Source organism: Pseudomonas sp. PWP3-1b2, assembly GCF_049896045.1.
GTDB classification, from domain to species: Bacteria; Pseudomonadota; Gammaproteobacteria; order Pseudomonadales; family Pseudomonadaceae; genus Aquipseudomonas; species Aquipseudomonas antarctica_B.
Map to the genome: position 1 here is coordinate 33,555 of NZ_JAFCTN010000045.1, position 12,312 is coordinate 45,866.

Annotated in this window: 13 protein-coding genes; 1 reads left to right on the forward strand and 12 read right to left on the reverse strand. The window is 63.2% G+C overall.

The genetic code is table 11. From position 1 onward, the window contains the following. Nucleotides 1-9: 9 nt before the first annotated feature. From ACP7A2_RS22915 to ACP7A2_RS22970, 12 genes are all read right to left on the reverse strand, one after another. Nucleotides 10-2,322: an MMPL family transporter gene (locus ACP7A2_RS22915; RefSeq protein WP_426136069.1), complete on the reverse strand. Its 2,313-nt coding sequence runs from the start codon at nucleotides 2,320-2,322 to the stop codon at nucleotides 10-12. Then, a complete protein-coding gene (locus ACP7A2_RS22920) occupies nucleotides 2,312-2,962 on the reverse strand; it encodes an outer membrane lipoprotein carrier protein LolA (RefSeq protein ID WP_426136082.1) in 651 nt (216 codons plus the stop codon). The genes ACP7A2_RS22915 and ACP7A2_RS22920 overlap by 11 nt, the downstream gene beginning before the upstream one ends. Nucleotides 2,963-2,988: 26 nt before the next feature. Then, nucleotides 2,989-3,417, reverse strand: coding sequence for an acyl-CoA thioesterase (locus tag ACP7A2_RS22925; RefSeq protein ID WP_426136070.1), 429 nt, complete (start codon nucleotides 3,415-3,417; stop codon nucleotides 2,989-2,991). Then, the gene (locus tag ACP7A2_RS22930; RefSeq protein WP_426136071.1) at nucleotides 3,410-4,951 is read right to left on the reverse strand and encodes an HAL/PAL/TAL family ammonia-lyase; all 1,542 of its coding nucleotides are present in this window, start codon (nucleotides 4,949-4,951) and stop codon (nucleotides 3,410-3,412) included. Before ACP7A2_RS22930 ends, ACP7A2_RS22925 begins: the two co-directional genes overlap by 8 nt. Next, nucleotides 4,935-5,870 carry a glycosyl transferase gene (locus ACP7A2_RS22935; RefSeq protein WP_426136072.1) on the reverse strand — a complete coding sequence of 312 codons (936 nt, stop codon included), beginning with the start codon at nucleotides 5,868-5,870 and terminating at the stop codon, nucleotides 4,935-4,937. The genes ACP7A2_RS22930 and ACP7A2_RS22935 overlap by 17 nt, the downstream gene beginning before the upstream one ends. Continuing rightward, nucleotides 5,867-6,601: a glycosyltransferase family 2 protein gene (locus tag ACP7A2_RS22940; RefSeq protein WP_426136073.1), complete on the reverse strand. Its 735-nt coding sequence runs from the start codon at nucleotides 6,599-6,601 to the stop codon at nucleotides 5,867-5,869. The genes ACP7A2_RS22935 and ACP7A2_RS22940 overlap by 4 nt, the downstream gene beginning before the upstream one ends. Nucleotides 6,602-6,876: 275 nt before the next feature. Continuing rightward, the gene (locus ACP7A2_RS22945; protein ID WP_426136074.1) at nucleotides 6,877-8,547 is read right to left on the reverse strand and encodes an AMP-binding protein; all 1,671 of its coding nucleotides are present in this window, start codon (nucleotides 8,545-8,547) and stop codon (nucleotides 6,877-6,879) included. Beyond that, nucleotides 8,535-9,089: a hypothetical protein gene (locus ACP7A2_RS22950; RefSeq protein WP_426136075.1), complete on the reverse strand. Its 555-nt coding sequence runs from the start codon at nucleotides 9,087-9,089 to the stop codon at nucleotides 8,535-8,537. Before ACP7A2_RS22950 ends, ACP7A2_RS22945 begins: the two co-directional genes overlap by 13 nt. Further along, nucleotides 9,086-9,340, reverse strand: a complete 255-nt coding sequence (locus tag ACP7A2_RS22955) for an acyl carrier protein (RefSeq protein WP_005784088.1) — start codon at nucleotides 9,338-9,340, stop codon at nucleotides 9,086-9,088. Before ACP7A2_RS22955 ends, ACP7A2_RS22950 begins: the two co-directional genes overlap by 4 nt. 9 nt (nucleotides 9,341-9,349) lie before the next feature. Then, nucleotides 9,350-9,619 (reverse strand): phosphopantetheine-binding protein, encoded by a 270-nt coding sequence (locus ACP7A2_RS22960; protein WP_426136076.1) that lies wholly within the window; start codon nucleotides 9,617-9,619, stop codon nucleotides 9,350-9,352. Continuing rightward, on the reverse strand, nucleotides 9,597-10,409 hold the full coding sequence (locus ACP7A2_RS22965) for a lysophospholipid acyltransferase family protein (RefSeq protein WP_426136077.1): 813 nt from the start codon (nucleotides 10,407-10,409) through the stop codon (nucleotides 9,597-9,599). Before ACP7A2_RS22965 ends, ACP7A2_RS22960 begins: the two co-directional genes overlap by 23 nt. After that, entirely contained in the window at nucleotides 10,385-11,104 is a 720-nt protein-coding gene (locus tag ACP7A2_RS22970) for a beta-ketoacyl synthase chain length factor (protein WP_426136079.1), read from the reverse strand. The genes ACP7A2_RS22965 and ACP7A2_RS22970 overlap by 25 nt, the downstream gene beginning before the upstream one ends. Nucleotides 11,105-11,454: 350 nt before the next feature. Here ACP7A2_RS22970 and ACP7A2_RS22975 point away from each other — a divergent pair, with 350 nt between their 5' ends. Beyond that, a complete protein-coding gene (locus ACP7A2_RS22975) occupies nucleotides 11,455-12,225 on the forward strand; it encodes a ParA family protein (protein WP_375066941.1) in 771 nt (256 codons plus the stop codon). Nucleotides 12,226-12,312: the final 87 nt, after the last annotated feature.

Consider the following 12,312-nt stretch of genomic DNA (forward strand, 5'->3'; position numbering starts at 1 on the left):
TAATCACATTCATAAGGCGTGCTTCTGTTGCCCGGCCCATGGCGCCAGCATAAAGCTGAAAGCCAGGCCCAGGCTGACCGACAGGCCGAAATTACTCACGGCCGGTGTACTCGACACCGCCAGCAGGCCAAACGACAACCAGGTCGTCAGCGCCGCCAGCAGCGTTCCTAAAAGGCTGACGGCGGGGCCGCCGATCTGTTCGCGCATCAGTATCGCGTAATCCACGCTGATCGCCGTGACCAGCAGCAGGCCGAACAGGCTGAACAGCGTGAGTGGCTGGCCCAGCCAACCGAGGCTCGCCAGGCTGCACAGCGCGGCGAGCAAGGGCAGCGCGACGATGCGCAACGCGCCGCCGACACCGAACGGCAGGATCAACAGCAGCACGATCAGCACGCACGACATCAACTTCAATTCGGCCGCGCTGATCTGCGTGTCGGCAAACACCCGGTTCAAATCACCAAGGCGATCGACCAATTGCACGCCGGGCAAATCCAGCGCCTGCACGCGCAACAGCGCCGGGTTGTTCAAGCCTTGCAGGCTGACCATCGCCGCCACGCCGCCGTTCACCGGGCCCAGCCACAGTGTGCGCCAGGGTTCGGCAAGTGGGCCGACCAGCGCCGCGTCGATGTCTTCGGTGGGCAGCGCTTGCAGTTGCGCCACTTCGGCCTGCAAGGCGCTGGCGGGCACGCCGAGGTCCAGCAGCGGTTGCCAGAATTGCGGCAGTTTATTCAGCGCATCGCGCAGTTGCTGTTGCTCGGCGGGCAGGCTGACCAATTGGTTGAGCGCCAGGTAACCCTGCAGCTTGTTCATGTTCACCAGTTGATCCAGACGCTGGCCCAGCGCGGCCTGACGCTCCAGCAACTGTTGCTGGTTGTCGGCGCGCACCAGGAAGAACTGGCTGGTGGGCTGGAAGCCGGTAATGCGCGCCACGGCCTGGGCTTCTTGCAGCAGTTGCGGCGGCGCGCCGATCCATTGGCGAATATCGTTTTTGCTGCTTAAGTGCCACAGGCCGCCGGCGCAGAACAGCAACAGCAACGCCAACAACACCGGGCTCGGCACGCGCTTGAGCAACGCGGCGCGCAGCAGCCACAGGCATTCGGCGATGCGCAGCGGCCATTGCGCCGGGCGCAGCTCAACGCCCTTGAGTAGCGCGGGCAACAGGCACACGGCGGACAGGTAGGCGCCGACCAGGCCGGCGGCGGAGAACACCGCGATTTGCGTCAGCGCCGGAAACGGCGTCCAGGCCAGCGCCAGGTAACCGATGCAGCTGGTGGCCAGGCTCAGGCTCAGCCCCGGCAACGTCAGGCGCAAGGCCGGCCAGCTGCGCCACGGCTGCAGGCTCCAGCTTTTCGACAGATAGTGCAGCGGGTAATCCACCGCCACGCCGATGAGGCTGGAGCCCAGCACCAGGGTCATCACATGCATATGGCCGAACAGCGCCACACAGGCCACCGCGCCAAACAGCATGCCCACCAGCACCGGTACAAACGCCAGCAACACGCGCCAGCGACGGAAGGCGAGCAACAGCAATAACAGGATGCCAAGGGTGGCGCCGCCGCCGACCCAAGTGATCTCTCGCGTGGCTTGTTGCTGACCATTGGCGGCGTAGAGCAAGCCACTGGCGGCGAGCAATTGCGCGCCTTGCCCACTTGCCTGCTCACGGCTGGCCTTGAGCAAATCCGCCACTTGCAGCGGCAGTTTCATGTCGAAGGCATTGCCGGTGGTGCGCGCGCGCAGCAGCACCCAGCTTTTGCCGTCGGCATCGGCGATCAACGCGCCGCTGCCGATATCCAGCTGCACCGAGCCGTGTTGCGGCTGGCTGTTCTGGATACGCCCGGTGAGGCCCAGCCAGTCATCCTGGCTCGGCACCAGGCTGAAGCCGGTGAAGGGGTCGAACAGCGCTTGCACGCGCTGTTGGATGAAGGCGTCGGGGTGATCGATGAGTTGCTCGCGGTCCTTGGCCGAGAGCATCGCCAGGCGCCCGCGCAGCAGTTGCTCACGCAGTGCCGGCAAGTCGGCTTGCAGGTTCCACTGCACTTTTTCGAACAGCCCGCTGGCCTGCCAGCGCTCGCCCAATTGCTGCGCCACGGTCACCGCCTGCTGGCGGTCGGTATGCCCAACCAGCACCAGCATTTCGCGGTTCAGCGGTTCCTGCATGCGCTGTTCGGCTTGCTGTTCCAAGGCATCCGGCGTGTCGCCGGGCACCAGTTCCATCAGGTTGGCCGACAGCGGCGCACCGTGGCGCCATTGCCAGCCGGCCAGGGCCAGCACGGCCACCAGCAGGATAAGGAACAGGCGCGGCATCAGGCGCTCACTGGGCAAAGTCGTGCTTCTCCGAATCGCTCAACGCTTGGCTGGCGGTGCTGTCCTGCATGCGCAATACAGTGCTGTCGCCTTGGGTTTCCAGCAGCTCGATGTTCTGCACCAGCTCGCCGCCATCGATATTGATTTGGGTGAAGACCTGCTTGAGCAACAGCGAGCGCGGCACCAGCGTCAGCTTCCAGCCGTTGGCTTCGCCTTGCAGGTGCAGCTCGAAGTCACGCTGCAAGCCACTGCTGTCGCCCTGGAGTACCGCCAGGAACAACCGGTTCTGCTCGGCGCCGGCGCTCTTGTTCGGCAGCAATTGCCAGCCGTTGGCGTCGCGTCGGGCGATGCCTTGGGCGCTGATGCGGTAGTCCTGTTGCAGCGGGTTTTTCAGCAGCCACAGCAGGCCGTGATCTTTGGCGAGCACGAAAGTGCCTTTGCTGACCAAGGGTTGGGGCAGGGCGCGCAGGTGTTTTTCCTGGGTGAAGGCGCCGTGGATGACGGTGGGCTTGGCCAGTTGGTCGCTGAGTTGTTGTAAATCGAAAGCGTGAGCACTGAAACTCAAAAGCAACCCGATCAATGTGGGAGCGGGCTTGCCCGCGATGAACCTGAGGACGCTGCGGAGAATCAGGCGGATTGCATTATCGTTAACGACCATCGCGGGCAAGCCCGCTCCCACAGGAGTCAGCATTTCAAAGCCCTCTCGACGGCGTTGGTGAATATTGTCGGGGAGGCCAGCTGCATTTCGCGGCTGGCGATTTCTACCGCGACTTGCACGGTACTGGCGCGGGTTAAACGCTCGCCGCTGGCAAGGTCGGTGATCAGGTAGTTGACCTTCAAGCGGTTCTCCCACTCCACCAGGCTGGCGCGCACATTGATGGTTTGGCCGAACACCGCGCCGCGTACGTAGCGCAGTTGCAGGTCGATCACCGGCCAGGCGTAGCCGGATTCAAGCATCGCCGTGTAGTTGTGGCCGATCTGGTCGAGCAGCGCGCAACGCGCCACTTCCAGGTACTTCACGTAATGCCCGTGCCAGACGACGTTCATGGTGTCGACGTCAAAAAACGGCACGAGGATTTCAGTGTCGCAATGCAACACGCCCTGACTACGCATGCAGCCTCCAGTGTTGCTCGGCGATGCGTTTCAGGCACAGGCGCAGTTCGCCTTCCAGCGCGCGGTCTTCGATGACCGGCGGGAAATCTTTGGCCAGTTCAATGTGCATCGCTGCCAACGCCGGTGGCAGAGCGCGCGCATCCGAAGCCTGGGCGCGCAGCCACACGCCCTGGTTGGCGGCGAGCAAAGTGGCAGCAGCGACCTGTTCGGTCAGCTCCAGCACGCGGATCGCATCGCGAGCGGCGATGGTGCCCATGCTCACCTTGTCCTGGTTGTGGCACTCGGTGGAGCGCGAGAACACGCTGGCCGGCATGGTGTTTTTCAAGGCTTCGGCGGTCCAGGCGCTGGTGCCGATTTGCACGGCCTTGAAGCCATGGTTGATCATCGCGCGATCCGCTGGCGCACCCGACAGGTTGCTCGGCAGGCCGTGGTTGTAGCGCACATCCACCAGCAACGCGAGTTGGCGGTCGAGCAGGTCGGCGACGTTGGCCACAAGCGTTTTCAGGCTGTCCATGGCGAAGGCAATGTGGCCGCCGTAGAAGTGCCCGCCGTGCAGCACGCGCTCTTCTTCGGCATCAATGATCGGGTTGTCGTTGGCGCTGTTCAGCTCGATTTCGATAAACGAGCGCAGCCAATTCAAGCTGTCGGCCAACACGCCCAGCACGTGGGGCGCGCAGCGCAGCGAGTAGCGGTCCTGCAGGCGATGCAGCGGCGCCGTTAGCGCATCAATCGCCAGGTCTTTGCGCAGCCAGGCGGCAACTTGCATCTGCCCAGGGTGCGGCTTGGCGGCGAACAGGCGTTCGTCGAAGTGCTCCGGGTTGCCTTGCAGCGCCACCACGTTCAGCGCGGTGATGCGCGTGGCCAGTTGCAGCAGGTAGTCGGCGCGGGCGAAGGCCAGGCACGCCAGGCCAGTCATTACGGCGGTGCCGTTCATCAATGCCAGGGCTTCCTTGGGGCGCAGTACCAGCGGCTCCCAGCCCAGTTCGCGGTGCACGTCGGCAGCCTGGCGACGTTCGCCACGGAACATCACTTCGCGCTCACCGGACAGGGTCGCGGCGACGTAAGACAGCGGGGTCAAATCGCCGCTGGCGCCCACCGAGCCCTCTTCCGGGATCAGCGGCAGCACGTCATGTTCGAGGAACGCGTGCAGGCGCTCCAGCAGTTCCACGCGCACCCCGGACACGCCGTGGCACAGCGACTGCAAACGCGCGGCCAGCACCGCGCGGGTGGCCTGTGCATCAAGCAACTTGCCCAGGCCGCAGCCGTGGAAAGTGTAGAGGTGACGCGGCAATGCTTCGACGTGTTGCAACGGCACCGCTACCACGCACGAGTCGCCGTAGCCGGTGGTCACGCCGTAGATCACACCTTCCTTGTCCAGCAGCGAGTCGAGAAACTGCGCGCCCTTGGCGATGCGCTGGCGGTACGCGGCGTCGTTTTGCAGCTGCGTAGGCGCCTGACGGTTGGCCAGGGCCAGCACGTCTTCAATGCGCAATGGGCGCTCGCCAAAGGTTACCGGCTCAAGATGCGTCGTCATCGGTCTTCCAGAATGGGTAAAAGTTGAACCATTGTCGGGGCGCTGCCAGGCAGAACTGGCCCAGGCGCGCGGCGTAGCGCGCGGTCCACTGGGCGATCACCTGCTCGCGGGTGCTGCGCTTCCACTCGATCACATCGGCGAACGGCTCGATGGTCAGGCGGTAGCGACCCTTATGTTTGAGGCACATCAGCAAATTGACCGGGCATTTCAGCAGGCCGGCCAGCAGCCACGGGCCTTGGGGAAACGCCGCGTCAACGCCGAGAAAATCCACCCGCACCTTGCGCCCGCCATGCAGCGGCACGCGGTCGCCGGCGATGGCCAGCCACTCGCCTTCGTCCAGGCGCTGGCTGAGCAGCAGCATGGTGGCCGGGTCCAGTTCGCTGACCTGAATCAGGCGCAAATGTGTGGCCCCGGCTTCGCCCAGCAGACGGTTGAATTGCTCGGCGTGCTTGGTGTGCACCAGCACGTTCATGGTGACTTGCTCGCCGATCTCGGCGAGGGCGCGGCACACTTCGAGGTTGCCCAGGTGCGCGCCCACCAGCATCTGCCCGCGCTCGCCGCGCAGTTGGCCGCGCAATTGCGCCGGGTCGTCTATTTCGATCTGTTCGATGCGCAGCTTGCCGTTCCACACGTCGAGCTTGTCGAGCAAGGAATCGGCGAAGGCCATGAACTGGCCGAAGACTGATTTAAGGCTGGGGCGCAGCTCATCGCGGCCACTCCAGTCGGCCAGGCGTTGCTGGTATTCCCAGGCACTCTGGCGCGCGGTGCGGCCGAACAGGAAGAAGTACAAGACGATGCCGTAGAGCACCGGGCTCAGCAGGCGACGGCCAAGCACCTTGGCGGCGACGGCGGTGAGTTTCATCAGCCAGAAACTGCCGCGCTCCTCACGGTCGGCCCAGTGCTTGGTGCTGTCGTTCATGCCTGCCACCGCCGCCACAAGATCATCGGTGCGCGCACCACCATGCCGAAAAACAGCCGGGTGTGCATGGCCGAGATGCGTACGTTGTCGTGGAACAAACGGAAGTGCGACAGGCCGTCGGCGGGGTAATGCACTTGGGTCGGCAGCCAGCGCATCGGCTGGTTGCGCCAGGCCAGGCGCACGAGGATGTCGGAGTCGAAGTCCATGCGCGTGCCGATGTAGGCCGAGTCCATCAGTGCCAGCGTGGGCGCCAGCGGGTACACGCGAAAGCCGCACATCGAATCGCGGATTTGCAGCGAAAGGGTGTTGATCCATACCCACACGTGGGTCAGGTAGCGCGCGTACAGGCGGCCTTTGGGCACGCTGTCGTCGTATTCGGGGTAGCCGCAGATCACCGCATCGGGGTGCCTGCGGGAGGTGTCAATAAAGGTTTCGACTTCACGCAGGTCGTGCTGGCCGTCGGCGTCGACTTGCAGCGCGTGGCTGTAGCCCAGGCGCGCGGCTTCGCGAAAACCGGCCATGACCGCGCCACCTTTGCCTTGATTATTTGGCAGGGTCAGCAGGGTGACATTTTCCAGCGTGGCCAACTGTGCAAGCACCGCCGCGCAGCTTGGGCTGCTGCCATCGTCCACCAACAGGCACGGCAGGCCGTTGTTCAACAGGCTGTGAACCACGGCTGGCACGGCGGCTTCATGGTTGTAGACCGGGATCAGGGCGCAGGGGTTATGCATGGCGCACGTCTCGGGCTGGAAAACCGACTTTGGTCAGTGTGATTGCTGTGGCCAGTGTGATTGTTGTGGCGAGCGGGCTTGCTGTGGCGAGCGGGCTTGCCCCGCGTTGGGCTGCGAAGCGGCCCCAGAGAGGTAACCCCGGTGTGCCAGACGGAACTCCATTGCAGGTTTTGGGGCTGCTTCGCAGCCCAACGCGGGGCAAGCCCGCTCGCCACAACAAGCCCGCTTGCCACAGTAAGCACACTGGCCACAACGAACCGGACAGTCTGAAAAACCTATTCACTGGGCTTCTCCAGTTGAATGCGACCGCTGGAGCAGGCGGCTACGCCGTTGCGGTAGGCGAAGTACAGCTTGCGGCGTTCTGGGTCGAAGCGCAGGTGCAGTTCGACGGTGTCGCCGGGGCGCACCAGTTGCTGGAATTTGAGCACTTCCATCCCGGCAAAAATTGGTGGCAGGTCGAGCAGTTGCTGGCCCAGGTTGAACGCCCATTCCACTTGCACCACGCCCGGCAGTACCGGTGTGATCGGGAAGTGGCCGCTGAAGTAAGCGAGGTCCGGTGGCACGCTCAGTTGCAGGGTCCATTCGCCGTCGGCTTCAACCTGTTCCAGCACGTGCGGCGCTTTCGGTCGAGGCGCCAACAGCAAGGCTTCGACGTCGGCTTGGGGCAGTTTGCCCTGGCTGTTCAGAGGCAGCTGGCGCAGAAGCCGCCAGCGGCGGGGCAGGGCCAGCGCTTCGCAATGTTCGCTCAAATGCTCGCGCAGGGTTCGGGTGACGGCGCGCCGGCCTTCGTTGCGCAGAGCATGCAGGCCATCAGCGCTCAACACCACCAGCGCGCCGAGGGATGCGCGGTTTTCCTGCACCACGCCCAGGCGGGTTTCGGCGACCCACGGGTGGGTCATCAGCGCCTGTTCGAGCATGGGCAGGGAGATGCGTTTTTCTTCCAGCTTCACGATGCGGTCCAGGCGCCCGAGCAGTTCAAAGCGGCCATCGGCATGGATGCGCGCAGCGTCGGCGGTCTGTTCGATATGCCCTTCAGGCAAATACGTTGATGCAATGCGCAGTGCACCGTCGGCGTCCTGGCTTAATTGCACATCGGCAAACGGCTGCCACGGTTGCGCGCCCTGACGCCAGGCGATGCCGCCGGTTTCCGAGCTGCCGAGGATCTCTGTCGGCCACTGCTGCAAGCGGTCATAAAGGTCGCCGGCGGCCTCAATGGGCAGCGCGCCACCCGACGAAAATACCCGCGACACCTGGCTCAGCGCGGGCCAGTCGAGGTTGTCACCCATGCGCTTGAGCAGCGCCGGGCTGGCAACCCAGGCAAATTGCGGGTGTTCGCGGCTGGCGCGTTGCAGGTCTTCAGGAAACGCCAGTTGCTTGCGCACAAAGGTGCGACCGGCGCACAACGGCCACAACACGCGAAATAGCAAACCGTAGATGTGTTGGGTGGCGACGCTGCCGATGATGCAGGCGTCCTTGAGGTCTGCGCCCCACAGTGATTCCAGAGCCTCGACTTCATTGGCCAGTTGGCGCAGGGATTTGTGGATGCGCTTGGGCTCGCCGCTGGAGCCGGAAGTGCACAGGCTCAGTTGGCAGGTGTCCAGGTCCAGCGCGGCGGGCGCCAAGGGCGCTTGATACAACGCGTCGAGGTCAGCCGCTTCGACCAGCCAGGCGTCAACCGAGTCGTCCCAGCGCTGGCGGGTTTGCGGTTGCAGGTCGGCAGGCAGCAGCACGCTGGCCCCGGCACGCCAGGCGCCAAGCAGGGCAATCGCCAGCAGCCCGGCGTCTTCCAGGTGCACCGCCAAACGCTGAATGCCGCGCGCGTGCAGCCCGGCCGCAAGGCTCAGTGACTGCTCCCACAGCTGGGCATGGTTCATCGCAGGCTCGGTGGTCACCGAACGCAGTTGCAGCGGCTCAAGCAGCAGGTGCTCAAGTTTCAACCCTTCCATACGCGGCCTCGAACCCTTTGTCGTACTAGCCATTCCACGGCAAACAACAGCCCCATCAGCCCGTAGGCGATCAGGCCGTTGTACAACGTCCACCAGCTCAGCGGCGCCCACAATGTGAGGGCGGCGGCGAGCAGGCCATTACACAGAAAAAACACGCTCCACACCACGGTGACCTGGCGCGTATACACAATGCCCTTCGGCGGCAGATCGGGCTGGGTCATGCGCGCCAGGCGTTCGACCATCGGCGGGCCGTATTTCAGGCTCAAGCCGAACAGCGCCAGCATGAACGCACTGACCAGGCTCGGGTACCAGCGCAGCAGGTGCGGGTTGTCGAACCAGGCCAGCAACAGGCAGAACACGATCACCGCAACGGCCATCCAGCGACTGCCGGGCCGCCGCGCGCCAGTAAGTGCGCGCAACAGCCACAGGCTGCCGAGCAGCAAACCGAATTGCCATGGCGCAAAATGTTCGGTGCCGTAATACACCGCAAAGGGGTACAGCAGCCCCGCCAGCAACAGGCCAAGGCCGATCAAACGGCTCATGCGGCCGGTTGGACCAGACGGTAAACCGCCTCAACCACGTCATTCACGGTGCGCACGGCCTTGAACTCTTCGGCGGCGATCTTCTTGCCGGTCTGGCGCTTGATATGGTCGATCAAATCCACCGCATCAATGCTGTCGATTTCCAGGTCCTGATACAGGTTGGCATCCAGCGTGACGCGTGCAGGTTCCAGTTCAAACAGTTCCACCAAGGCGTCGCGCAGGGTGTTGAAAATATCGTCACGAGTTTGCATGGTACGGTCTCAAGCTGCCTGTCTGGCCGTGACGAACGCCGCAAGGCTGGCCACGTTGGTGAAGTGATTGCGGGTGTCCTTGGCGTCGGCATCGATCTTGATGCCGTACTTTTTCTGAATCGCCAGGCCCAATTCCAGGGCGTCGACCGAATCCAGGCCCAGGCCTTCGCCGAACAGGGTTTGTTCGCTGCCGATGTCGTCGGGGCTGATGTCTTCAAGGCCCAGGGCCTCGATGATCAGCGCCTTTATGTCGTGCTCAAGGCTGTGTCTGTCGCTCATCTTCGGCGAGCTCCTTAATGAAATAGTGGTGCAGGTAGTCGTTGAGCTTGCGTGAAGCCTGGGGCGCGGGCCCGAGCGAGGCGAACGCCTGTGGTTCTATATCGGCACCCACGCGCAAACTGAAGTGAAAGCGGCGTTTGGGGATGCGATACCAGGGTTCGGCCTTGGTCAGGGTGGTGGGGCTGACCTTGATCACCACCGGGGTGATGATTGTCGCACCGCGCAGCGCAATGGCGGCGCCCCCGCGATGAAAGGCGGGCGCGGCGCCGGGGGTGGTGCGGGTGCCCTCGGGAAAGATGATCAGGGTTTGGCCTTCGCGCAGGGCACTGGCGGCGGCATCGAGCATGTCGGCGCTGCCGTCGTTGCTGATGTAGCCCGCGTCGCGCACCGGGCCACGGGTGAACGGGTTTTGGAACAGGCTCTGCTTGACCACGCAATTGGTCTGGCGCATCAGGCCGATCAGGAACACCACGTCGATCAGCGACGGGTGGTTGGCGATGATCATCTGGCCCGGCCGGCCGAGCTTTTCGGCGCCCTCAACGCTGTAGGTCAGCACGCCGCCGCGCTGCATCATGCGAATAAACAGCCAGAACAACCGGCTGATGGTGTGGCGCGCACGTTGGCGGTGCTTTTGCGCGCTGCCCGGCAGAAGGCTGAGCAACGGGAACACCAGCAACCGCAGACACAGCCCGCCCACGCCGAACATAAAGAAGCTCGCGGCGGTAGCGAACAGGCGCCAGTAATAGGCGTCCCGTGGTTTGTCGGTCAGGGCTTGCGTCGCCAGTTCCATACACGGTTCTTCCAGGCATGTTGGCAGGTGGTCTGCTCGGTGAGCAGGGTGCGCAGCAGATTCAGTGCATGGGGCCACTGGGTTTGACTGAGTTGGACAGCGCCGCCTTTTAGTTCCAGCTGCCACTCGTCGCCGGGTGTCAGCAGCAGCCCGAGGGCGTAGGGGAACGGCACATCCTGGATCCAGCCGGCGTAAGCTTTTGGCGGCTGTTCTTCGGTGATCACCAGCAATACCGCCGGGGCGCCTTCGTTGAGCAGCGCAGCGGCTTCGAGCATGCCGTGTTCCAGGCCATCACCGGCGGCGGCGAGGGCGGTCATTTCGCTGGTTTCATTACGCAGGATCGACCACAGGCCAATCACCGCGTTGTGCACTGACAGGCTGAACTGGGTCGGCGACAACGGTTCGTCGTTAGCCAGGTCGCTGAGGATGTCGAGGGTGCGCGAGGTTTCGCCGTGACGGGAAATAAACACCAGCGGCAGGTCTTGCAGGCCTTCGGCCAACGGCCAGCCCACGCTGAACGCCATGCGCGCCAAACGGCTCAAGCGGCGGCGCTGCATGGCGGGCAGGAATGACACATCAGGGGCGGCATCGCTGACAGGCAGCAACACGGGATCCCGGCCCCAGGCGTGCCAGTCGTGCGCACTCTCCAGGCCAGGGGCCCAGGCGCGCCATTGGGCGATGTTAAAAGTGATCACTGAGAAGTTATCCCGCCCCTGCGGGCTTCCATGTGCGGCCATTGGCCCCGAATACCGGGACAGGGAGCAATAGCCGAATGGCGCGCATTATCCCGGTGCTGCGGGGTTCTAGCAAACTTTGGTAAAGAATTGTTCACGGCTGATTACAATTTTGTTGGGAGGATTTGCAGATTGTCCTTTACCAGGGAGCTGATTGGATGGTCGGGCTGTTCCTGTTCATCTGTCGGGAATGGAAGGCAGTCAGCGCGCAGACGCCTCGTGATGCGCCAGTGCATCGATGAACGAGGTAGCTAACAGGCGCTTTCGCCCTCTACACTCGGAGCATCTTTGATACACGGAGGTTTTTCCCCATGCGGCGTGTGGTGTTCAATCAGAAAGGCGGCGTTGGCAAGTCCAGCATCGCCTGCAACCTGGCGGCGGTCAGCGCCAGTGAAGGCTATCGAACCCTGTTGGTGGACCTCGATGCACAAGCCAACTCAACCCAGTACCTCACCGGGCTGACCGGCAACGATATCCCGATGGGGATCGCCGAATTTTTCAAGCAAACCCTGTCTTCCGAGCGGTTTTCGAAGAAAAACCGGGTGGATATCTACGAAACACCGTTCGACAACCTGCATGTGATCACCGCAACGGCGGAGCTGGCCGACCTGCAGCCCAAGCTTGAGGCCAAACACAAGATCAACAAGCTGCGAAAGCTGCTGGACGAGTTGAGCGAGGATTACGACCGGATCTACCTGGATACCCCGCCGGCGTTGAATTTCTACGCGGTTTCGGCGCTGATTGCGGCGGATCGTGTGTTGATCCCGTTTGATTGCGACAGCTTCTCGCGCCAGGCGCTGTATGGCCTGTTGGCGGAAATTGAAGAATTGAAGGAAGACCATAACGAAGGCCTGGAAGTGGAAGGCATTGTGGTCAACCAGTTCCAGGCCCGGGCCACATTGCCGCAGCAGATGCTCGATGAGTTGATTGCAGAAGGGTTGCCGGTGCTGCCGGTTTACCTGGCCAGCTCGGTGCGCATGCGCGAGTCGCACCAGGAGAACAAGCCGCTGATCCATTTGGACCCACGGCATAAGCTGACACAGCAATTTGTGGAGTTGCACAATTTGCTGGAAAACGCCTGAGCTCAATAGCCACAAAAATCCCCTGTGGGAGCTGGCTTGCCTGCGATGGCATCACCTCGGTCTAACTGGCAGACCGAGGTGATGCCA